This is a genomic window from Pseudomonas sp. Irchel 3H7 (genome assembly GCF_900187605.1).
In the GTDB taxonomy this organism is placed as follows: Bacteria; Pseudomonadota; Gammaproteobacteria; order Pseudomonadales; family Pseudomonadaceae; genus Aquipseudomonas.
Genome location: NZ_FYEA01000016.1, coordinates 84482 through 107912, shown reverse-complemented (window position 1 = coordinate 107912; position 23431 = coordinate 84482). Strand labels below are relative to the sequence as shown.

The following is a 23431-nucleotide window of genomic DNA, read 5'->3' as shown; positions in this document are numbered from 1 at the left end:
ACATTTCAGCAACATGTGGCACAGCGGTTGCTATGTGTAACAAGCATGAGACACCGACAGTGCGCTCACGTAATAGAAGAACAACCAGGGAATGGCTAATGAACACTCGAAGTCGATGACGCCAAGCCAGTAAGTTTGCACAAGCCTTGTTAACCGGATAGTTCAACTATCGGCTTCTGCACACCTTGAAGAAAGTTACACCCACCCACTCGAATATCCCCTGGATGTTCGGACGGCACCTTATTGCCCTTCATCAACCCGAGGGAGCTTTAATGAACGATGCGGTAAAGCACAGAACCCTCCCGGGGCCGTTGCGGGAAGCGCCAATTCCGCCGCCACCGGGCAGGCCGGCGTTTAAAGCCAATACCTCGCAACCCGGTGGTCTGAATAAACAGCAGATGGTGTTGCTGGTCGCTGTGTCGGCGCTGATACATGGCGGCGCCTGGTGGTTTCTCCAGCAATCGAAAACACAGCCATTGCCAACGCCGCCGCAGATTCCGGAAATGACCGTCGAGCTGACCAGCCCGACGCCACCGGCACCGCCCACTCCGGAACCGCCGCCACCGCCGCCGCCTCCACCACCGCCGGAACCTGAACAACCGGTGGAAGACGAGGACGCGGTCAAGCCACCGCCGAAACCGGTGGAGAAGCCCAAGCCGATCGAAAAACCAAAACCGGTCGAGAAGCCGAAACCGGTGAAAAAGGTCGAGCCGCCGAAAGCTCCACCGGCCCCGGCACAACCGGCTGCACCCGCTGCCCCGGCCACCCCGAGCGCACCGCCGGCCCCTGCCGCCGCGCCGGGTCCGGTCAAGGAATCGGCAGCGATTTCCGGTCTCGCCAGCCTCGGCAACCCGCCGCCGGAATACCCGTCGCTGGCCCTGCGGCGCAACTGGGAAGGCAGCGTGGTGCTGCGCATTCAGGTGCTGGCCAATGGTCGCGCCGGCTCGGTGACGGTGACCAAATCCAGCGGCAAACCGCAACTGGATGACGCGGCTGTTGCCGCCGTGAAGAACTGGAAATTTATTCCGGCCAAACGCGGTGACACGCCGATCGACGGCTTCGCCACCCAGACCATCGATTTCAAATTGCCGCAATAACCGAACGCTCAATCAACGCACAACCGAATAACGCAAGCGAGGTATCACCATGAACGATTTGTCTTCGATGATTGTCCCCGGCGTGCTCTGGGGTCTGGTGCTGTTTTCCGTGGTCAGCTGGGCGATCCTGCTGGTCAAGTCGGCGCAGTACCTGCGGCAGAAAGCGCAGAACAAACAGTTCACCAAAGCCTTCTGGGGCGCGCCGGATCTGCTCACTGCCGCCGAACACGCCAGCCAGTATCCGGGCTCGCTGGCGCGCATTGCCAGCAGCGGTTTCGAAGCGCTGCTGGTGGAAGACTCGCCGCGCACCACCCAGCAACTGGCACACACCATCAACCGCTCGGATCGCCTGGAACGCAACCTGCGCCAGCAGATCCAGAAGGAACGCCGCTCGCTGGAAAACGGCCAGGCGATCCTCGCCAGTATCGGCAGCACCGCGCCGTTCATTGGCCTGTTCGGCACCGTGTGGGGAATCATGGAAGCGCTGAAAAGTATCGGCGAAACCGGCTCGGCCAGCCTTGAAGCGGTGGCTGGGCCGATCGGTCACGCGCTGATCGCCACCGGCGTGGGTATCGCCGTCGCGGTGCCGGCGGTGCTGATTTACAACTTCTTCCTGCGCCGCTTGAAACTGGCTTCGGCAGACATGGATGACTTCGCCCACGACTTCGACGCCCTCGCCTCGCGCAGTGCGTTTTCCATCAGCCGTCAGGCCATCGCCAGCAAAACCACAGCCGCCGTGCGGGAGGCCAGCTGATGTCGTTCTCCACTCAAGACAGCGATGAAGTACTCAGCGAAATGAACGTCACGCCGTTGGTCGACGTGATGCTGGTGCTGCTGGTTGTGTTCATCGTCACCGCGCCGCTGATGACCAACGCGATCAAAGTGAATCTGCCGAAAACCGACGCCGTCGCCCCCGCCGAAAAGAAAGACCCGGTGGTGGTCAGCGTCGATCAGGACGGCAAGTTCTATCTGGCGAAAACCGAGTTGGCCCCGGAATCGCTGGAAGCCAGCCTCAAGGAGGTCAAGGCCAAGGACGCCGAAGTCCGCGTGCAGTTGCAGGCCGACTCCGCCGTCAATTACGGCCAGGTGGCCAAGGCCATGGCGTCGATCGAACGCTCGGGCATTACCAAGATTTCGGTGATGACCACCCACTGAGTACGGTGCCGGGCGCGCAGTGAAAGACGCGCCCGGCACCGCCCGCTGAATCCTGTCGTAACCAGCCGACCGAAAAACGCCACGCGTTTTCGGAGGGGATCGGCTTGCTTGATGAAAGTGGTTTTCCGCACGCGGTATCACCGATAGCGGAGCAATGAGGGGCTCACAAGGCCAATTCGATAACGTCTAAAAAGTCGGAAATAACCATGCTGATGAACACTCCACGCTTCACGCTCAAACCTTTGGTGGCCACGATTTCTCGCCACCGTTTTGTTCCGTTGTATCTGGTGGCCATGGGGATGGGCGCCGGGACTGTGCAGGCAGCCGAGGACGACAACGCTAGCGTCCCGGCGGCTGCGGCGGTGGTTGCGCCGACCACGCAACTGCAACGGGTGGAAGTGACCGGTTCGGCGATTCGCCGGGTCGATGCGGAAACGGCGGTGCCGATCACCATTCTCAAGGCCGATGAACTGCGCAAACAGGGCGTGACCACCACCGCCGAACTGGTCCAGCGCATCACCGGCAGCCAGTCGATCAACAACAGCGCAGGCTCAGTCGGCGCAGCCACTGGCGGCGCCTCGTTCGCCGACATGCGCGGCATCGGCGCGAACAAGACGCTGGTGCTGCTCAACGGTCGACGCCTGGCCAACAACGCCTTGTCGGGAACCAACTCGGCCGGCGGCGCGGTGGATCTGAACATGATCCCGTTTGCCGCCATCGAACGCGTGGAAGTGTTGCGTGACGGCGCGTCGGCGCTGTACGGGACTGACGCCATCGGCGGTGTGATCAACTTCATCACCAAGAAATCCCTGACCGACGGCCAGTTGACCCTCGGCGGCGAAACCCCGACCCACAGCGGCGGCGGCCAAACCAAAGACATGAGCGCCAGTTGGGGCTACGGCGACCTGGAAGAGGACCGCTTCAACGTCCTCGGCGTGTTCAACTACAACAAGCAGCAGAACCTCGACGCCAACGATCGCTCTTTTGCCACTGACTATGCCCCCGGTCGCGGTCTCGATCAGACTTCCGGCACCGCATTCCCCGGCAACTACAGCCAGAACGGCAACGCCACCAACCCCTTGGCCAACAGCAATTGCAACGGCCCCAACCTGATCGCCCGCGACGGCTTGTGCCGCTTCAGCACCCGTGAATACATCGACCTGGTGCCGCAGACCGAGAAGACTTCGTTCTTCGGCAAGACCACCGGCAAACTCGGCGACGATCACAACGTCAACCTCGAGTACTTCTGGTCGCGCAACAACAACGCCACGGCGATCGGCCCTGCGCCGTTGACCGGTCTGAGCCTCGATTCCTCGTCGCCCTACTATCCCGGCAACGGCATCACACCGGCGCCCACCGATTTCGCCCTCGACCCGACCCAACCGGTGGACGTCAACTGGCGTGAAACCGCTGCCGGCCCGCGTGAATCGAAAGACCAGAACACCAGCCAGCGCTTCCTGCTCAGTTTCGATGGTCTGGTCGCCGGCTGGGATTACAACGTCGGCGCCTCGTACAACCAGAACAAAATCGTCTCCAGCGTCACCAATGGCTTTGTCAGCGATCAGGCGATGATCAATGGTCTGGCCAGTGGTTTGCTCAACCCGTTCGGCCCGCAATCCGCTGCCGGACAGCAGTACATCGACGACGCGGCGTACCACGGCGCCTACTCCACTGCCGTTGGCCGTGTGGCCGGTTTTGACGGACGCATCAGCCGCGAGATCGGCGACTGGTTCGGCGCCGGCCCGTCCGGTCTGGCGCTGGGCGGCGAGTACCGCAAAGAGAAATTCCATCAGGACTTCGAGTCGTTCGCCGGCGACATTCAGAGCCTCGGTATCGACCCGGCCGGCAGCGTCGAAGGCGACCGCAGCGTCAAAGCCGCCTACGCGGAAATCAACGTGCCGGTGCTCGACAGCCTCGAACTGTCCGCCGCCGTGCGCCACGACAAATACAGCGACTTCGGCAGCACCACCAACCCGAAATACTCGTTCCGTTATCAGCCGTTGAAAGAGCTGGTGGTGCGTGGCGCGTACAGCGAAGGTTTCCGTGCGCCGTCGCTGTACGAGCTGTATTCGCCACGCAGCATCACCTTCACCCAGGGCTACTACAACGACCCGGTGCTGTGTACTGGCGGCGTGGTGCAACCGGGCGGCAACGGCGGCCGCGATTGCGGTCAGCAGTTCCTCCACCAGATCGGCGGCAACGAGGATCTGGCCCCGGAGAAGGCGCGCAACGTGACGCTGGGCTTCGTGTATCAGCCGATCAACAACTTGTCGGTGGGTCTGGATTTCTGGTGGATTCACATCTCCAACCAGATCCAGCCGTTCCCGGAATCCACCGTGTTTGATCAGGCCGGCTCCTACCCGGACCGCTTCGTGCGCAACGCCGACGGCACGCTCAACTACATCGTCACCGGTAACGCCAACCTCGGCATCGTCGAAACCAACGGTGTCGACGTCTCGCTGGACTACCGCTTCCCGAACACGCCGTACGGTCAGTTCGGTCTGGGCCTGCAAGGCACCTATGTTGACGAGTACGACTTCCAGAGCACCATCAAAGGCCCGTTCACCGACAAGGTCGGCGACTTCCAGGGTGACGGCGTGATCGCCCGCTGGAAGCATAACCTCACCGGCAGCTGGACCTTCGGCGCGGCGCGGGCGGCACTGACCAACCGCTTCACCACGGGTTACAACGACTACGACCGCGACACCCACGCGCGCGTGGCGTCGTATTCGGTGTGGGACCTGTCGGCCGGCTACACCTTCAACAAGGTGCTGGATGTCGATGCCGGGATGAAGAACGTGTTCGACCGCAACCCGCCGTTCTCCAACCAGGCCTACAACTTTCAGAGCGGCTATGACCCGCGCTACACCGACCCACTGGGCCGCACCTTGTTTGCGCGCATGACGTACCACTTCTAAAGAACGAGCACCGCAAAACCCTGTGGGAGCTGGCTTGCCAGCGATGGCGTCGTATCAGTCGACATTTACTTCACTGACATATCGCTATCGCTGGCAAGCCAGCTACCACATGGGGACCGGGTTTCTTCAGGGATTTTCAGGAGTGATTGCATGAGTTTTTTGCGCAACATGGCGGGCCTGCTTTTGGGCAGTGCGCTGCTGTGCACCGGCACCTCGGCGCTGGCCGGCGGCAGTTATGCGCTAACGGTGTACGGCGAAGCGCCGAAGTATCCGGCGAACTTCCAGCACTTTGATTTCGTCGATCCCAACGCGCCCAAGGGCGGTTCGCTCAGTCGCGCGTCGATGGAGATCGGCCAGTACAACTACATCAGCCCGTATGCCGATCAGGGCATTTCCGTGGTGCAGGTCAACGACTGGGTGTACTCGCCATTGGCGTTCCGTTCGCTCGACGAGCCGTACACCGTTTACGCACTGGTCGCGCAACAGATCGAGCGCGATCCCGATGGACTCTGGGTGCGTTTCACCCTCAATCCAAAAGCACGTTTCGCTGACGGTACGCCGATCACCGCCGAAGACGTGCGCTACACCTTCAACCTGCTGATGACCAAGGGCAGCTTGAGTTATCGCCAGCAATACGCCGATGTGCAGGACGTGCTGATCGAAGGCCCGCGGCAGGTGCGCTTCACCTTCAAGAACAATCTCAACCGCACCTTGGCGCTGGACCTGGCGACGATGCGCATCGTCCCCGAGCATTGGTGGAAAACCCGCGACTTCGCCAATGGCGGCGGTTTCGAGCCACCGCTGGGCAGCGGACCGTACCGGGTCAGCAAAGTCGACGCCGGGCGCAGCATCAGTTTCGAGCGCGATCCGGACTGGTGGGGCAAGGACCTGCCGGTGAGTCGCGGGATGTACAACTTCGACACCCTCACGGTGAATTTCTACGGTGACACCGACGTCGCCCGGCAACTGTTGCAGGCCGGCGCGTTCGACTACAACCGCGAGTTCTCCTCGTCTGGTTATGTGGTCGGCTATGACAGCCCGGCGTTGCGCGACGGCCGCTTGCAGCAGTCGATCCTCGCTCCGGACAAACCCACCGCCGCTCAGGGCTTCGTATTCAACATGCAGAACCCGTTCTTCAAGGATCGCCGCGTGCGTCAGGCGATCAGCCTGCTGTGGGATTTCGAGTGGACCAACAAACAGATGATGCGCGGTTTCTACGTGCGCCAGAACAGCTTCTGGCCGAAGAGCGAAATGGCCGCCACCGCGCTACCTGATGCCGAAGAATTGAAGATCCTCGAACCACTGCGCGGACAGATTCCCGACGAAGTTTTCACGACCGTGTATGTGGCACCGAAAACCGATGGCAGCGGCTACATCCGCGACAAACAACTGCAAGCGCTGAAGCTGCTCGCCGAGGCTGGCTGGACGCCGCAACACAATCGTCTGGTCAACGCTGCTGGCGAGCCGCTGGAGTTCACCTTCCTCGACGGTCAGGGCGGCTTCGATCGCATGCTGCTGCCGTTCAAACGCACCCTCGCGCAGATTGGCATCACGCTGAATTTGCGGCGCATCGATTCGGCGCAATACATCAACCGCCTCAACGCCCGCGACTACGACATGATCGTCGTCGCTTTCCCTCGCAGCGGCGATCCGATCGTCTCTCCCGGCCGCGAGTTGTACAGCCTGTACGCCTCGCAAAGCGCCACGCAAGTCGGCAGTTCGAACTCGATGGTGCTGGCCAACCCGGCGGTCGATCAATTGATCGACGGACTGGTTCAGGCCAACACCCGCGAGGCCATGGTGCATTACGCCCGCGCCCTCGACCGGGTGCTGCAATGGGGTTACTACATGATTCCCAACTACTACTCCAAAGGCACGCCGACGGTGTATCAGAACCGCTTCGGCATGCCGCCCGTGCAACCGGCGTACGACGAAGGCCTCAACACCTGGTGGGAGGTCTCGGCCAAGGCGTTGACCACCCAGCAGATGCACACTCAGCTTGCGGGGGGCCAGTGACATGCTGCGTTATCTGAGTCGACGTTTGCTGCTGATCATCCCGACGCTGTTGTGCATTCTGGTGGTGAATTTTCTGATTGTGCAGGCTGCGCCGGGTGGGCCGGTGGAGCAAGCCATCGCCCGCTTGCAAGGCTTCGGCGGGCACAGCATGGGCGGTGGTGGCGAGGTTACTGCGGTTGGCGGCGCGGGCCGCAGCAGCCGTGGCCTCGATCCGGCGTTGATCGAGGAGATCAAACACCATTACGGCTTCGACAAGCCGATGCACGAACGCCTGTGGCTGATGCTGAAAAACTACGCGCAGCTGGATCTGGGCAGCAGTTTCTTTCGCGGCGCCAAGGTCACTGATCTGATTGTGCAGAAGCTGCCAGTGTCGCTGTCGCTGGGGTTGTGGGCGACGTTGATGACTTACCTGATTTCGATCCCCCTGGGCATTCGCAAAGCGATCAGGAACGGCAGCGCGTTTGATGTCTGGAGCAGCACGGCGATCATCATCGGCTATGCGATGCCGGCGTTCCTCTTTGCGATTCTGTTGATCGTGGTGTTCGCCGGCGGCAGCTACGTCAACTGGTTTCCGGTGCAGGGGCTGGTCTCGGATAACTTCGACAGCCTCAGCACCTTGGGCAAGGTCGGCGACTACCTCTGGCACCTGGTGTTACCAGTGACGGCGCTGGTGATTGGCGGTTTCGCCACGCTGACCATTCTGACCAAGAACAGCTTCCTCAACGAGATCAGCCGCCAGTACGTGATCACCGCGCGGGCCAAAGGCCTGACCGAGCGCCGCGTGCTCTACGGCCATGTGTTCCGCAACGCCATGTTGTTGGTGGTGGCCGGTGTGCCGTCGGCGCTGATCGAAGTGTTTTTCGCCGGCTCCCTGCTGATCGAAACCATCTTCAACCTCGACGGCCTCGGGCGCATGAGCTACGAAGCGGCGGTGTCGCGGGATTACCCGGTGGTGTTCGGTGCGTTGTTTCTGTTCACCCTGTTCGGCCTGTTGATCAAGCTGATCGGCGATCTCTGCTACACCCTGCTCGACCCGCGCATCGACTTCTCGGCGAGGACTGCCTGATGTTCACACTTTCTCCTCTCGGCCAGCGTCGTGTTGCGCAGTTCAAGGCCAACCGGCGCGGACGCTGGTCGCTGTGGCTGTTTATCGGACTGTGCCTGATCTGCCTGGGCGGCGAGTTGATCGCCAACGACAAGCCGCTGGTGATTCGTTATCACGACGCTTTCTACTTTCCGATCCTCAGCGATTATCTGGAAACCGATTTCGGCGGCGAGCTGCCGTTTCAGCCGGATTACGCCAGCAGCTATGTACACAAACTGATCGAGGATCAGGGCGGCTGGATGTTGTTTCCGCCGATCCCGTTCAGTTACGACACGGTCAATTACGATCTCAGCGAACCAGCGCCGAGTCCACCGTCAGCAAGCAACTGGCTGGGCACCGATGATCAGGCGCGCGATGTGTTGGCGCGGGTGATTTTCGGCACGCGGATTTCGATTCTGTTTGCGCTGATCCTTACCGGCATCAGTGCGTTTATCGGCATCGTTGCCGGGGCATTGCAGGGTTATTACGGCGGCTGGGTCGACTTGCTCGGGCAACGGGTGCTGGAGATCTGGTCGGGGTTGCCGGTGCTGTACCTGCTGATCATTCTGTCCGGCTTCGTCTCGCCGAGTTTCTGGTGGTTGCTGGGGATCATGGCGCTGTTTTCCTGGCTGGCGCTGGTTGATGTGGTGCGCGCCGAGTTCCTCCGTGGGCGCAATCTGGAATACGTCAAAGCCGCGCGAGCGCTGGGTCTGACCGACAACGAACTGATGTGCCGGCATATTCTGCCCAACGCGATGACCTCCACCCTCACCTACCTGCCGTTCATTCTGACCGGCGCCATCGCTACCCTGACCGCATTGGATTTTCTCGGCTTCGGCATGCCGGCTGGCACCGCGTCGCTGGGCGAATTGATCGGTCAGGCCAAGCGCAACCTGCAAGCGCCGTGGCTAGGGCTGACGGCGTTTTTTGCCTTGGCACTGATTCTGTCCTTGTTGGTTTTTATTGGTGAGGCTTGCCGTGATGCATTCGATCCCCGGAGCTGAGATGAACGACAATTTGATCGAGATCCGCGATCTGCGCGTGGCCTTCGCCGGGCAAGAAGTGGTGCACGGTTTGAACCTGGATATTCGCCGTGGCGAATGTCTGGCACTGGTCGGTGAATCCGGCTCGGGCAAGTCGGTGACGGCGCATTCGATTCTGCGTTTATTGCCGGGCAAGAACGTCAGCAGCAGCGGCGCGATCCGCTACAACGGCGTGGATTTATTGCACGCCAGCGAGCAGCAGATGCGCGGTTTGCGCGGCAACCGCATTGCGATGATTTTTCAGGAGCCGATGACCTCGCTCAATCCGTTGCACACGGTGGAAAAGCAAGTCAGCGAAGTACTGGAGATTCACAAAGGCCTCAAGGGCCGCGCTGCCCGCGAACGGACTCTGGAGCTGCTGGAACTGGTCGGCATTCGCCAGCCGTTGCAGCGCTTGAAAGCCTATCCACATCAACTCTCCGGTGGTCAGCGGCAACGGGTGATGATCGCCATGGCGCTGGCCAATGAGCCGGAGCTGTTGATCGCCGATGAGCCGACCACGGCGCTCGACGTCACGGTACAACAGAAGATTCTTGAGTTGTTGATCGAGTTGCAGCAACGCCTCGGCATGTCGCTGTTGCTGATCAGCCATGACCTCAATCTGGTGCGGCGCATCGCGCAACGGGTGTGCGTGATGCGCCATGGTGAAATCGTCGAGCAGGCGGATTGCGAAGCGTTGTTTCGCGCGCCGCAGCATCCTTACAGCCGCTTGTTGATCGAGGCTGAGCCGAGCGGTGGGCCGGTGCCGAGTGAGTATGATCACAACCTGCTCGAAGTTGATGATTTGAAGGTGTGGTTTCCGTTGCCCAAGGCGTTGTTCAGCCGCCAGCAGGATTACATCAAAGCGGTGGACGGCGTGAGTTTCACCCTGCAACGGGGCAAGACTTTGGGGATTGTCGGCGAGTCCGGTTCAGGAAAATCGACCCTGGGTCAGGCGATCCTGCGGTTGGTCGAGTCCGAGGGCAATATCCGTTTTGGTAACAAGCAACTGAGCTTGCTCAATCAACGTTTGATGCGGCCGTTGCGGCGGCAGATTCAAGTGGTGTTCCAGGACCCGTTCGGCAGCCTCAGCCCACGGATGTCAGTGCAGCAGATTATTGCCGAAGGCTTGCTGACTCACGGCATCGGCACCGAGGCCGAGCGTGAGGCGGCGGTGATTCGGGTGCTGGAGGAAGTCGGCCTCGATCCACAGAGCCGCCATCGTTATCCCCATGAGTTTTCCGGCGGCCAGCGCCAGCGCATTTCCATCGCCCGCGCACTGGTGCTGGAGCCGGCGCTGATTCTGCTCGATGAGCCGACTTCGGCGCTGGATCGTACGGTGCAGAAACAGGTGGTGGAGTTGTTGCGGCAATTGCAGATCAGGCATGGGCTGACCTATTTGTTTATCAGCCATGACCTGGCGGTGGTGCATGCGTTGGCGCATGACTTGATGGTGATCAAGGATGGCAAGGTGGTTGAGCAGGGTTCGTCGCGCGAGATTTTCGCCGCGCCCAAACACCCCTACACCCAAGAGCTCTTGAACGCCTCCGGCCTGAAGCCCGACACAAAACCCTGTGGGAGCTGGCTTGCCAGCGATGGCGCCGGGTCAGTCGACATCCCCTTCGCTGACCCACCGCTATCGCTGGCAAGCCAGCTCCCACAGGTATAGAAGTGGTCCAAAAAATATTTTTCAGGCACTGCATCCAAACACCTCCGTCACGGGTAGTCCCTGTAACAGCCCTCTTCGGCTGTCAGCGGTCTACCCTTTTCGGAGATAACACTGATGAACATCACCCAGCTGATTGGCCTCACCGGTTTGCTCGCCCTGTCCTCGACGACCTTCGCCCAAAGCAGCTATCCCGACGCGATCAAAGTCCCGGACGGCCACAAGATCGCGATGGAAACCACCGGCGTCGGTGAGATCACCTACGAATGCCGGGACAAAGCCAATGCGCCCGGGCAGACCGAGTGGACCTTCGTCGGCCCGAAAGCGGTGCTCAATGATCGCAGCGGCAAGCAGGTCGGCACCTACTTTGGCCCGCCGGCTACCTGGCAGGCCAAGGACGGTTCAAAAGTCACCGGCACGCAATTGGCCGTGGCGCCGTCCAGCCCGGGCAACCTGCCCTATCAACTGGTCAAGACCAATCCGGCCGAAGGCAAAGGCGCGATGAGCGGCGTGAGTTACATCCAGCGCGTCGCTCTCAAGGGTGGCGTGGCACCGGGCAGCGAATGCACGGCGGCGAACAAGGGCAAGCAGGAAGTGGTGAAGTATCAGGCCGATTACATTTTCTGGGCGGCGAACTGATTCCCGGATTTACCGCCTCCCCTGTAGGAGTGGGCCTGCTTGCGATAGCGGAGTGTCAGCCAACATATGCATCACTGACACACCGCTATCGCGAGCAGGCGAAGGCCTACAAGGGGAATCATGTGTTCTGGATGTTTGCGGAATGTGAGCTAGATTGCACGACATGCCTTTAGCCGAATCCGCGTTCGATTACGAAGCCCGCCTCGCTGCCTGTGCCCGTGGCGAGCGTGCGGCCCTGCGCGATTTGTATGTGCAGGAAGGCCCGCGTCTGCTCGGTGTGGCCAAGCGTCTGGTGCGCGATACGGCGCTGGCGGAGGACATCGTTCATGAGGCGTTCATCAAGATCTGGAACGGCGCGGCGGGGTTTGACCCGGCACGCGGTTCGGCGCGGGGCTGGATGTTCACGGTGACGCGGCATCTGGCGCTGAATCTGCTACGCGATCAGGGCCGGGAAACACCATTCGACGAAGCCCACGAAGTGGCTGCAGACGATGACGGTTTCGACGCCCAAGTTCATTCGGCGCGTATCCACCGTTGCCTTGAGCAACTGGAGCCGCAACGCCGCCACTGCATCCTGCATGCCTATGTCGACGGCTACAGCCACGCGCAAATTGCCGCGCGCCTCGACACGCCGCTGGGCACGGTCAAAGCGTGGATCAAACGCAGCCTCAACGCCTTGCGGGAGTGCATGGGATGACCAGCGAATCAGCGCAAGACCGCGATGAACTGGCCGGCGAATATGTGCTCGGCACGCTTTCTTTTGAACAGCGGATCGAGGTGCAACGGCGCTTGCCCAACGACCCCGAACTGCGTGCAGCGGTGGATGCCTGGGAGCGGCGCCTGCTGGAGTTGACTGATCTTGCCCCCTCGCAGCAACCGTCTGCGCTGTTGTGGCCACGCATCGAACGCAGCCTCGACCGACTCACGGCAAAAGCGCCGTCGACTTCATGGTGGAACCTGCTGCCACTCTGGCGCGGGTTGAGTGCTATCGGATTGGCCGCCACGTTGATTTTGGGTTCGATCCTGTTGACCCAGACCACGCCGAAACCAAGCTTTCTGGTGGTGCTGGTCGCGCCGCAGGACAAGGCCCCGGGCTGGGTGATCCAGGCGAGCAATTCGCATGAGATTCAGTTGATTCCATTGGGCGTGGTTGAGGTGCCGGCGGACAAGGCACTGGAATTCTGGACCAAGGCTGATGGCTGGCAAGGGCCGGTTTCGCTGGGACTGGTCAAACCCGGGCAGGCCTTATCGGTGCCGCTGGACAAGTTGCCGCCGCTGCAACCCAATCAGTTGTTCGAGCTGACACTTGAGGGCGCCAATGGCTCGCCGATCGGTAAACCGACCGGGCCGATTCAGGCGATCGGGCGTGCGGTGAAGGTGCTGTAAGGCTCTGATCTGCGGCTTCTGGCAACCATCATCGACATCGATGTTCACCATCACGGCAATGAAGTTCTCATAAAAAATCTCCGGCGTAACATCGGCTCCATACCAACCAACAACACCCCGGAGCACACCATCATGAAACGCCAAACCCTTCTCGGCATCGCCTTCTCGGTCTTCGCTATCAACGCTTTCGCCGCCACCCCGGCCCACACCATGATCGCCGAAGGCGGCTCGGACAAACTGATCGAAAGCCGTTTGGCTGAAGGTGGTTCGGATCGTCTGATTGAACGTCGCGTTGCTGAAGGTGGTTCTGATCGTCTGCTCGAACGCCGCGTTGCTGAAGGTGGTTCGGATCGTCTGCTGGAACGCCGCGTTGCTGAAGGTGGCTCGGATCGTCTGCTGGAACGTCGCGTTGCCGAAGGTGGCGCTGATCGTCTGCTGGAACGCCGCGTCGCCGAAGGTGGTTCGGATCGTCTGCTGGAACGCCGCGTCGCCGAAGGTGGCTCGGATCGTCTGCTCGAACGCCGCGTCGCCGAAGGTGGTTCGGATCGTCTGCTCGAACGCCGCGTTGCCTGAATGCATGGCTTCAAGCGCAACACCCCAGAGAAACCCGGCTCCCTCAGCCGGGTTTTTTATGCCCGGTTGTTTTATCCGGCCTTGGCCATGCAGCGCTTGTAGCGCTCATCCACGCGTTTGGCGAACCAGGCCGTCGTGAGCTTGCGGGTGATCTTCGGACTCTGCAGCACGATCCCCGGCAACACCGCACGCGGCAGCTTTTTCCCCTCCGCTTGCTCCGCCAGTTCGAACACCCGCTGATAGAGTTTGGTCTCTTCGAATTCCAGGGTTTTGCCCTTCTCCAGTTGATCGCGAATGGTCGGGTTGCGCATGCCCAGCGACTTGCCGAGAGTGCGTACCGCCAGTTCCGTGCCGCCGGGCATGATCGAGTCGTAGCGGATCAGGTCGCCATCCAGCGCCAGTGGAATGCCCGAGGCGCGACTGACCGCATTCTGAAACGCAGCATTGCGACTGGCGTACCAACCGGCGTTGAAGTCGGCAAACCGATACAGCGGCTCGCGATAACTCACCAGATAACCGAGCAAATGCGCGATACCGAAATACATGCCACCACGGCGGCTGAACACTTCACGGCGGATCGTGCCGTCCACCGGGTACGGATAATCCTTGGCGTGTTGCTCGGCAAACTCGATGCTGACCTGCATCGGCCCGCCGGTGTGCACCGGGTTGAAGCCGCCGAACAGCGTGCGGCCCATCGGCACCCGACCGATGAAGTCGTCGAAAATGCCACTGAGTTCTTTCTCACTGCGTGCCGCATTCAGGCGTTCGCTGTAGGTCTTGCCGTTGGTTGAACGCACTTGCAGAGCACCGCTGACCAACAGGCTGGGAATATGCACTTTGGCGGCGCGGCGATCGATTTCGTCGCGGGCGATTTTGCCCAGGCCGGGCACGGAGGGGTCGGCCTGGAAGGTGGATTCCTGCTCGGCGACGGCCAGTACCGAACACAGATTCTGCGTGGTCGGGCTGATGTTTTGCGCGGCAAATGCGGCGTAGATATCGGTGGCCCAGCCTTGCCGATCGGCCGTCTTGGCCGGCATCAGCCGCACAATCTCGGCCTTCACTTCAGCTGGCGCACGCGGCACCGGCTCCTGGCTGCGCTGCCCCGCGCAACCGGCGAGCACCAGCAGTGCGGCGAGCGTGATCGGTAATCGAAAGTTGTGCATGTAACTTCATCCAGTCCGTTGTGCCGGGTTCACCATACGTTCAATGGTTGGCGCAGGCTAGGACTGCGCTGATCTGGCCCTGTTCCCTTGATGTTCATTTCCCTGCGCCGCCAAGTGCCCCGAAATAGAGCTTCCAACGGCTGATGACAAACTGATTGCAAAACGTTACTGAGAAAATCTATCATTTGCACCTGGAGTCGCATTTGCGCAAGGAGTTCCCGCGCCGCCCTTATTTTTCTCACCGGCCGTGCGCCTCCAGGTATCTACATGCCCGCTTCAGCTCGACTCGCCGTCCCGTTTCGCCCGACGCTTCTCGCCCTGCTGTGCTCCCTGACTGTCACCGCTTACGCCGCCGAAGGCGATAACAAGGCGCTGGTGCTGGACGACGTCAACGTCAATGCCCAGGCCCCGACACCTGGTGCCCTGCCTCCGGTCTACTCCGGCGGACAAGTTGCCCGCGGTGGGCAGCTCGGCGTGCTGGGCAATCAGGACATGATGGACGTGCCGTTCAGCGCCGCGTCCTACACCGAACAATTGATTCAGGATCAGCAGGCCGAAAACGTCGCCGACGTGCTGCTCAACGATTCGTCGGTACGTCAGGCCTCGGGTTTCTCCAACCAGGCGCAGGTCTTCATGATTCGCGGCCTGCCGCTGAACGGCGACGACATTTCCTATAACGGCCTGTACGGCGTGCTGCCACGGCAGATCATTTCCACCGACGCGCTGGAGCGCGTGGAAGTGTTCAAAGGCCCGAACGCCTTTATCAACGGCGTGACCCCGACCGGTTCCGGCATCGGCGGTGGCGTCAACCTGCAACCGAAGCGCGCCGGCGACGTGCCGTTGCGTCGCTACACCACCGACATCAACAGCGAAGGCCGTATCGGTCATCACTTCGACATCGGCCAGCGTTTCGGTGAAGACAACCGCTTCGGCGCCCGGATCAACCTGTCCCAGCGCGAAGGCGACACCGGTATCGATCACGAGAACCAGCGCTCGAAACTGTTCGCCATCGGCCTCGACTATCGCGGCGATGCCCTGCGCATTTCCGGCGACTTCGCCTACCAGAAAGAACGCGTCAACAGTGGCCGCAACTCGGTCAACCTCGGCACCGCCACACACATTCCGGACGCGCCGTCGGCCGATACCAACTATGCGCCGAAGTGGGGCTACACCGACATCGAAGACACCTTCGGCATGCTCCGCGCCGAGTACGACCTGAACGACAACTGGACCGCCTACGCGGCCGGCGGCGCCAAGCACACCCGCGAAGTCGGGCGCTACAACTCGACCACGCTGGTCGGCAACAGCGGCGCTTCGTTCACCACCGGCTCGTTCATTCCCCATGACGAAGACAACACCAGTGTGATGGCTGGTCTCAACGGTAAATTCAACACCGGCCCGGTCAGCCACAAACTCAATTTCGGCCTGACCGGCATCTGGGCCGAACAGCGCAGCGCCTATGATTTCGACCTGACCCAATACGCCAACAACATCTATCACCCGGTGCAAACCCCGTCGCCAGTGGGCAATTTTGCCGGCGGCGACTTGAATGATCCGGGCATCGTCGGCAAGACCTTCAACCGCAGCATTGCGATTTCCGACACCCTCGGTTTCTTCGACGATCGCCTGCTGGTCACCGCCGGCCTGCGTCGCCAGCAACTGGTGGTGCAAGGTTACAACTACGCCAGTTGGGGCAGCGGCGATCGTAAGTCGAGCTACGACGAATCGATCACCACGCCGGTGTACGGCGTGGTGTTCAAACCGTGGGAACACGTGTCGTTCTACGCCAACCACATCGAAGGCCTGGCCCAGGGCCCGACCTCGCCGACCAGTTCTGGCGGATTCCGTGTGACCAACGGCAACGAAGTCTATGCACCCGCGCGTTCCAAGCAGACCGAAGTCGGGGTGAAAGTCGACATGGGCACTTACGGCGCGAGCCTGGGTGTTTATCGCATCGAACAGCCGAGCGATGGTTACTGCGAAATCGACAGCGCCACTACCTGCACCTACGTGCGTGAAGGCGAGCAGATCAACAAAGGTGTGGAAATGAACGTGTTCGGCGAGCCGATCCAGGGCCTGCGCCTGATCAGCGGCCTGACCCTGATGGACACAGAGCTGAAGAACACCCTCAACGGTGCCAACGACGGCAACCGTGCGATCGGCGTGCCGACCTTCCAGTTCAACGCCGGCGCTGACTGGGATGTACCCGGTCTGCAGGGCGTAGCGCTGAATGCGCGGATGCTGCGTACTGGCGGCCAGTACGCCGATGCGGCGAACAATCTGAGCCTGCCGACCTGGAACCGTTTCGATGCGGGTGCGCGTTATGCGTTCAAGGTGTCGGAGAAAGACGTGACCGTGCGTCTGGGTGTGGAGAACCTGGCGAACAAGAAGTACTGGGAATCGGCTCAGGGTGGGTATCTGACTCAGGGTGAGCCGCGGGTGGCGAAGCTGTCCGGCACCATTGATTTCTAAGCTTGAAAAGCCCCTCATCGGAACGCCGCCCGCCTAGCCCTCTCCCGGAGGGAGAGGGGACTGACCGAGGTGTTCTTTCGAGTTACGCCGACGTGTGCCACCAAGTCGAACTCAGGTTTTGAAAGGCACCCAAATCGGCTCCCTTTCCCCTCGCCTTTTAGAGGAGAGGGGACTGACCGAGGTGTTCTTTCGAGTTACGCCGACGTGTGCCACCAAGTCGAACTCAGGTTTTGAAAGGCACCCAATCGGCTCCCTTTCCCCTCGCCTTTTAGAGGAGAGGGGACTGACCGGGGTGTTCTTTCGAGTTACGCCGACGTGTGCCACCAAGTCGAACTCAGGTTTTGAAAGGCACCCAAATCGGCTCCCTTTCCCCCTCGCCCCCTTGGGGGAGAGGGCTGGGGTGAGGGGACAAGTTTCACTGTCACCAAAATCTCCTGCCGAACACCCGAAAAAAGGCCCCACAGCCCCACCGCTGCGGGGCCTTTCTCCGTCTGGCCGATCAACTGGCCACCCGCTCCTGCTGATCCATACTTGCTGCACAGCAAACGGAGGACAGGCCCATGAACCGCAGCGACGTCCTGATCATCGGCGCCGGCCCGACCGGGCTGGTGCTGGCCCTGTGGCTGAGCAAACTCGGCGTACGCGTGCGCATCATCGATAAAACCTCCGCGCCCGGCACCACTTCGCGAGCGTTGGCGGTGCAGGCGCGCACCCTTGAGTTGTACCGGCAACTGGACCTCGCCGACACTATTGTGCGCAACGGCCATCGGGTGGCGGCAGCGAATTTCTGGGTCAGCGGCAAACCGGTCGCGCAATTGCCACTGAACCGCATCGGCGAAGGCCTGACGCCCTACGCGTTCGTCGAAATCTTCCCCCAGGATCAGCACGAACGGCTGCTGATCGAGCGTCTCGAAGACTACGGCGTCACGGTCGAACGCAACACCACGCTGGACAGTTTCGAGGAAACCGGCGACGGCCTCACCGCGCATCTGCGCCTGCCCGATGGCGAGCAGGAAATCTGCCAGGCCTGTTATCTGGCCGGCTGTGACGGCGCCCGCTCAGTGGTGCGCAAAACCCTCGACACCGGTTTTCCCGGCGGCACCTATCAGCAGATTTTCTACGTGGCCGACGTCAAGGCGAGCGGCCCGGCGATGAACGGCGAGTTGCACCTGGATCTGGATGAAGCGGACTTTCTCGCCGTGTTTCCACTGGCCGGCGAAGGCCGCGCAAGGCTGATCGGCACCGTGCGTGACGAACGTGCGGATCGCGCCGAAACCCTGGAATTTTCTGATGTCAGCAGCCGTGCCATCGAACACCTGAAAGTGCATATCGAAGATGTCCATTGGTTCTCGACCTACCGCGTGCATCACCGCGTGGCTGAGCACTTTCACAGTGGCCGCGCGTTTCTGCTCGGCGATGCCGCGCATGTGCACAGCCCGGCGGGCGGTCAGGGCATGAACACCGGCATCGGTGACGCGATCAACCTGGCGTGGAAACTCGCCGCTGTGCTCAGCGGTGCCGCCGAACCGAGCCTGCTCGACAGCTACGAAACCGAACGCAAGGCCTTCGCCCGTCGGCTGGTGTCGACCACCGACAAAGTCTTCAGTTTCGTCACCGCCGAGGGGCGCATGGCCGATCTGCTGCGCATGCGCGTGGCACCGTTTCTGATCCCGAAAATGGCCTCGTTCGAGGCCAGTCGCGAGTTCCTTTTTCGCACGGTGTCGCAAGTCACCCTCAACTATCGCGGCATGCCGCTGAGCCAGGGCGCGGCCGGCCATGTGCACGGTGGTGACCGCTTGCCGTGGGCGCATGATGGTGAGGGCGATAATTACGAACCGCTGAGACAGCCGTGCTGGCAGGTGCATGTGTACGGCGACACCAGCGACGAAATGATTGCCTGGTGCCACGAACACCATGTGCCGCTGCATGTGTTCGACTGGCGCCCGGCGTTTGAAACGGCAGGATTGGGGCGTAACGGCTTTTATTTTTTGCGCCCGGATACCTATGTGGCGATTGCCGAGAACAGCGCGGATCCGAAGGTGATTGAACGCTACTTCCGCGATCACGGGATCAGGAGTTACCTGATGCCTCAGGCACAGTGACGGCAACATGCAAAGCGGTGGAGACGGCTTCACGCTGCACGACATCACTCACGATCTGCCCCTGCTCAAGCGTAATCACGCGCTGCGCCATAGCAATCGTTTCCGGACGATGCGCCACCAACAGACGAGTCATGTCTTCATGAGCGATCGCCGCATTCACCAGTTTTTCGTTCCAGGTATCCAGATGACTGGTTGCTTCATCCAGAATCAACAATGACGGCGCTCGGTAAAGCGCGCGAGCCAACAGTATTCGCTGCCGCTGGCCGGCGGACAGACCGGAACCGATATCCCCTACAAGCGTGTTGTAATTCATTGGCATTGCCATGATTTCTTCATGAACCGCCGCTTGTCTGGCACTACTGGTCACTTTCTCTTGATCAGGCTGTGTATCGAAAAAACAGATATTGTCCGAGAGCGTTCCCGTGAACAAATGATCATCCTGCATCACCGTCCCCGTCATGCGCCGGTAGTTGCTCAAACCCAGACGTTGCAAATCGACACCTCCTATCAGGATCTCGCCTTCACACGGTGTCAAAAGCCCCAACATCAGCTTGAGCAATGTCGTCTTGCCACAACCCGAAACCCCGGTAATAGCGACACACTGCCCGGCCTGGATGTGCAGACTCAGATTGCGCAGTACGTAAGGTTCACTTTCACCGTAACGGAACGAGACGTTGCATAACTGAATGCTGGCATCCCGGTGAGATAAATCCACTTCACACGCTTGGCCCTCTTCTTCAGGTGCCGCCAACAAGATGTCTGCCACACGCTCACCGTGTAGATGCAACATTCGTAATTCAAAGATTTTATCGAGTAAACCGGCGATACGCTGACTGAACTGGTCCTTGTAACTCAAGAACGCAAACAGCATCCCCGTGGAAAAACGGTTGTCCATGACGGCCAGCGCCGCGAGCCACACCACTACAATGCGCTCGCTATTGAAGAGCAGCGAGTTGGCCGACTGAAATGAAATCGTCAGACGAGCGATCCGCAGTTCCGCGTTGAGCTGATCAACCAGCGCATTGCTCCATGCATAACGGCGCACTTGTTCGCGACCGAACAACCGGATGCTTTGAATACCGCGGGCCGATTCCATCAACAACGTGCTCTGTTTCGCCGAATGAGCAATATGCATCGCTGTAGCCTGGCGCTGAGCCTGAAAAACCAGGCAGCGCAACGTTGCATAAAGTGCCACGGCGCACAGACTGATTAACGTCAAAGTAGCGCTGTAGAAGAACATCACCAGCAACGTGGAAAATACCAACAGACCATCTATAACGCCCTCAATCAGTTGAGTGGTCAGGCTTTTCTGGATGATTTGAATCGCATGAAATCGCGACGTGATGTCACCTAAATGGCGCTTCTCGAACCAGGGAATCGGCAACCGCAGTAAATGGGAAAATGCATTACCCATCCATTGAAAGCTCAAGTCAGCCGACAATGCCGCGGTCATTCTTGAGCGCAATAGTCCCACTGCCGCCTGCAATACGACCAGCAGTAGAAATCCGCAGCCCAGCACCGTCAACAACGGACGATCACCTGCCGCCAGCACGTCGTCGACAACCCATTGCAGGTAAAACGGCGCAGCCAGAGCGACCGCCTGTAAAACAATGCCCGTCAGCAAAATTCTGGCTAACCCGATGTATAGACCGTCCACTTTGCCCATGAGTGATCGCAAGGTGACGCGCTGTTGCGCCTGAACGGCTTTAAACATTACTCCCGGCGTCAACTCCAGCACGATACCCGTAAAATGCTCGGAGGACCGCGCCCATGAAACAGTCTGTTTGCCCGCCGCCGGATCATGAACCGTCAGCCCCTTGTCCGTGACCTTCTCAAGCACAACAAAGTGGTTCATGTCCCAATGCAAAATGCAGGGTAATTTCAGCTGCGACAACTGCTGCAACTCAACGCGCAACGGCCGCGACAAAAGATTGAGGCGTTGTGCAATATCGATCAGATTCTTGAGAGACGTACCTTTGCGAGAAACACTGAAACGCTGACGCAGCGTGATCAAATCCGTCGCATCCCCCCAATATCCAGCCACCATGGCAAGACAAACCAGACCACACTCACTGGCTTCTGTCTGGAGCAGCACAGGCACTGCCCTGCGGCGTCGACTGGCAAGTGCCGGAAACCTTCTGATCGCCTTGAGAAACAGCTTGCGCCATGCGCTCATTCGCACCTCCTTGCCTATAGCCGATCCCCCACCCCAAGACCGCGACAATCAACACGCACAACCACAACGCGGTAAAACCGAAACGCTTGGTTATATGTATATCGAGCAAGTTGCCAAATGTCTTACCGGCCGCAAAAGCTATCGCCTCCTTACGAAAAAGAGAAGGTCTTTGCCTACCTAATTTTTCAATACTCATCAACCACACTCCATATAACCAACTCACCAACCTCTCATCAAACAAGGTATAACCAAAACCATTGACACTCCAAGAACACAGTTTTTATAGTCAACACCGCCTCAAGCACCCCGACATCTTCAGGGCCGATAACGGCAGACTAAAATACCTCACAAACTTAATTCAATCATTTGATAGGACATCAATGAAAATTTACTTGCGCGGTTTACCGGAAGGTCTGATCGGAAAATCAGAAATAGAAACAGAGTCACTGGAAAGTGCTTTCCAGGACTACCCAATGCTTGAACTTTTCCAAGAGGAACTTGAAGAGGTCAGCGGCGGCGCTTGTACTGCCAGAAGTTTTCGGGCATGTGACGGTTGACAGGTAACCCATAACATCAAGCTCTGGCATGTCAGCCAACCCCACAGATTTTTAATCAAATCTGTGGGGTTCACTTTTCATTTTTGTTCTTTCTATTTCCTTTCGAGGCAGGGCAGCATGCAATTCGACTTCAAGGACGCTCGATACAATCGCCAGGAAAACATGCCGGAATGGGGCAAAGACGGCCAGAACAGCCTCGCTCGCGCTTCAGTTGCCGTCATCGGCGCAGGTGGCGTCAAGTCCACACTGCTCATGGCTCTGGTTGCCGGGGGCATCGGAAGAGTCGCGATTATCGAGTTCGATACCGTTGAACTGTCCAACCTCAACCGACAGTTACTCTACCGTACTCAGGACATTGGCTCCTCCAAAGGCGCAGCTGCGAAAAAAACACTGACCGAGTTGAACCCGGAAATAAGCATTGAACTTATTGAAGAAAAAATAACACGCGACAACATTGACCACTTACTCCACGACTATGAAGTTATTGTTGAAGGTGGTGAATCGCCTGACGGTCGAAACACGGTAAACGAATACTGCCTTCGAACAAAAAAGCCAATGATCCATGCATCCGCACAGTTTTCCTACGGGTATGTATTTTCAATGATACCGGCAATAAACAGCGCATGCTTTGCCTGTTTATTCCCAACCGACCATTCACGAAAACAGCATACCGGCCCTGTTCCGGTCAACGCACTTTCAACATCAATAGCCGGCACACTCGGGGCAGCCGAAGTCTTCAAATGGTTTCTAGGCCATGAAGGCAATATGTATGTAAACCGTAGACTGACTTTCTCCTCACTGTTGTTAAGCGGTACATTTGAAGTCGATACCATTCACAAAAACCCGCATTGCAAAAGCTGCTCCCCCTATAACATTCAAGATACCGCTCATGCACTTTAAACAACCTGCTGTAGCAGACGCACATCGTTTGCTCGAGTTTTTCAACGATCTGGTTCTGAAGGATCAGGAACGAGTTGAACGTCCGGCCGATGTCAAAGCCATTACCCATGAAATGGAGGTCCGGTGGATTGAGTCACTGCTTGATAAGGAGCAAAAACAAGACGCGATTGCTCTCTGCGTACTCGACGACACGGCCACTCTCATCGGTTTGGGTGAAGTAGAGCGGCGGCCGCGGTGGATCGAACGCCATGTTGCCGAGATCCGGTTTGGCCTTTTTCCAGATCAATACAACGCCGGAAAATCATTGGTCGACTTGCTTGAACTTCGCGCGAAATCGATCGGTATCGAAATGTTGTATTACTTCCATTTGGCAACGCAGCAGCAAGGGATAGAGATTATCCGCGCCTGTGGTTTCGAGTTGGCGGGACGACTGCCCGCTTACTACAAGAAGGCTGACTCGTACGTGGATCGGGTTTTCTATACGAAAAAAATCGTTTGAAGGGTA

Annotated in this window: 20 protein-coding genes; 17 read left to right on the top strand and 3 right to left on the bottom strand. The window is 59.3% G+C overall.

Translation table 11 applies throughout. The features are described from left to right. The first annotated feature begins 272 nt into the window (after window positions 1-272). From CKW38_RS26495 to CKW38_RS26440, 12 genes are all read left to right on the top strand, one after another. Window positions 273-1097: an energy transducer TonB gene (locus CKW38_RS26495; RefSeq protein ID WP_095114281.1), complete on the top strand. Its 825-nt coding sequence runs from the start codon at window positions 273-275 to the stop codon at window positions 1095-1097. Between the two features lie 67 nt (window positions 1098-1164). Continuing rightward, a complete protein-coding gene (locus CKW38_RS26490) occupies window positions 1165-1851 on the top strand; it encodes a MotA/TolQ/ExbB proton channel family protein (RefSeq protein ID WP_371857975.1) in 687 nt (228 codons plus the stop codon). Beyond that, window positions 1851-2252 (top strand): biopolymer transporter ExbD, encoded by a 402-nt coding sequence (locus CKW38_RS26485; RefSeq protein WP_007918272.1) that lies wholly within the window; start codon window positions 1851-1853, stop codon window positions 2250-2252. Before CKW38_RS26490 ends, CKW38_RS26485 begins: the two co-directional genes overlap by 1 nt. Before the next feature lie 206 nt (window positions 2253-2458). After that, a complete protein-coding gene (locus CKW38_RS26480) occupies window positions 2459-5170 on the top strand; it encodes a TonB-dependent receptor (protein ID WP_176472374.1) in 2712 nt (903 codons plus the stop codon). Between the two features lie 150 nt (window positions 5171-5320). Then, complete coding sequence (locus tag CKW38_RS26475) at window positions 5321-7186, top strand: extracellular solute-binding protein (RefSeq protein ID WP_095114280.1); 1866 nt, start codon at window positions 5321-5323, stop codon at window positions 7184-7186. A 1-nt stretch (window position 7187) separates the two neighbouring features. Next, entirely contained in the window at window positions 7188-8252 is a 1065-nt protein-coding gene (locus tag CKW38_RS26470) for a microcin C ABC transporter permease YejB (RefSeq protein ID WP_095114279.1), read from the top strand. Next, window positions 8252-9274, top strand: coding sequence for an ABC transporter permease (locus CKW38_RS26465; protein ID WP_095114278.1), 1023 nt, complete (start codon window positions 8252-8254; stop codon window positions 9272-9274). The genes CKW38_RS26470 and CKW38_RS26465 overlap by 1 nt, the downstream gene beginning before the upstream one ends. A gap of 1 nt (window position 9275) precedes the next feature. After that, on the top strand, window positions 9276-10961 hold the full coding sequence (locus tag CKW38_RS26460; RefSeq protein ID WP_238539565.1) for an ABC transporter ATP-binding protein: 1686 nt from the start codon (window positions 9276-9278) through the stop codon (window positions 10959-10961). 114 nt (window positions 10962-11075) lie between these two features. Further along, on the top strand, window positions 11076-11597 hold the full coding sequence (locus CKW38_RS26455; RefSeq protein WP_095114277.1) for a DUF3455 domain-containing protein: 522 nt from the start codon (window positions 11076-11078) through the stop codon (window positions 11595-11597). 163 nt (window positions 11598-11760) lie between these two features. After that, the gene (locus CKW38_RS26450; protein ID WP_007918254.1) at window positions 11761-12294 is read left to right on the top strand and encodes a sigma-70 family RNA polymerase sigma factor; all 534 of its coding nucleotides are present in this window, start codon (window positions 11761-11763) and stop codon (window positions 12292-12294) included. Then, on the top strand, window positions 12291-12983 hold the full coding sequence (locus CKW38_RS26445) for an anti-sigma factor domain-containing protein (protein WP_095114276.1): 693 nt from the start codon (window positions 12291-12293) through the stop codon (window positions 12981-12983). Before CKW38_RS26450 ends, CKW38_RS26445 begins: the two co-directional genes overlap by 4 nt. 132 nt (window positions 12984-13115) lie before the next feature. After that, the gene (locus CKW38_RS26440; RefSeq protein ID WP_095114275.1) at window positions 13116-13556 is read left to right on the top strand and encodes a phage infection protein; all 441 of its coding nucleotides are present in this window, start codon (window positions 13116-13118) and stop codon (window positions 13554-13556) included. Between the two features lie 71 nt (window positions 13557-13627). Here the strand turns inward: CKW38_RS26440 and CKW38_RS26435 are convergent, their stop codons facing one another. Next, a complete protein-coding gene (locus CKW38_RS26435) occupies window positions 13628-14719 on the bottom strand; it encodes a DUF1615 domain-containing protein (protein ID WP_095114274.1) in 1092 nt (363 codons plus the stop codon). 267 nt (window positions 14720-14986) lie between these two features. Between CKW38_RS26435 and CKW38_RS26430 the strand changes: the two genes are divergently transcribed. Both CKW38_RS26430 and CKW38_RS26425 read left to right on the top strand, forming a co-directional pair. After that, complete coding sequence (locus CKW38_RS26430) at window positions 14987-17191, top strand: TonB-dependent siderophore receptor (protein WP_095114273.1); 2205 nt, start codon at window positions 14987-14989, stop codon at window positions 17189-17191. A gap of 560 nt (window positions 17192-17751) precedes the next feature. Further along, window positions 17752-19293 (top strand): FAD-dependent oxidoreductase, encoded by a 1542-nt coding sequence (locus CKW38_RS26425; protein WP_095114272.1) that lies wholly within the window; start codon window positions 17752-17754, stop codon window positions 19291-19293. Here the strand turns inward: CKW38_RS26425 and CKW38_RS26420 are convergent. Continuing rightward, window positions 19262-21469: a peptidase domain-containing ABC transporter gene (locus CKW38_RS26420; RefSeq protein ID WP_218222445.1), complete on the bottom strand. Its 2208-nt coding sequence runs from the start codon at window positions 21467-21469 to the stop codon at window positions 19262-19264. The genes CKW38_RS26425 and CKW38_RS26420 overlap by 32 nt on opposite strands. After that, a complete protein-coding gene (locus CKW38_RS29970) occupies window positions 21363-21665 on the bottom strand; it encodes a hypothetical protein (RefSeq protein ID WP_141232686.1) in 303 nt (100 codons plus the stop codon). Before CKW38_RS29970 ends, CKW38_RS26420 begins: the two co-directional genes overlap by 107 nt. A gap of 184 nt (window positions 21666-21849) precedes the next feature. Between CKW38_RS29970 and CKW38_RS30245 the strand changes: the two genes are divergently transcribed. The 3 genes from CKW38_RS30245 (at window position 21850) to CKW38_RS26410 (ending at window position 23425) form a co-directional block, all read left to right on the top strand. Beyond that, entirely contained in the window at window positions 21850-22026 is a 177-nt protein-coding gene (locus CKW38_RS30245) for a hypothetical protein (RefSeq protein ID WP_155294706.1), read from the top strand. Window positions 22027-22143: 117 nt separating this feature from the next. Next, entirely contained in the window at window positions 22144-22926 is a 783-nt protein-coding gene (locus tag CKW38_RS26415) for a ThiF family adenylyltransferase (RefSeq protein WP_095114271.1), read from the top strand. Continuing rightward, window positions 22916-23425 (top strand): GNAT family N-acetyltransferase, encoded by a 510-nt coding sequence (locus tag CKW38_RS26410; RefSeq protein WP_095114270.1) that lies wholly within the window; start codon window positions 22916-22918, stop codon window positions 23423-23425. The genes CKW38_RS26415 and CKW38_RS26410 overlap by 11 nt, the downstream gene beginning before the upstream one ends. Window positions 23426-23431: the final 6 nt, after the last annotated feature.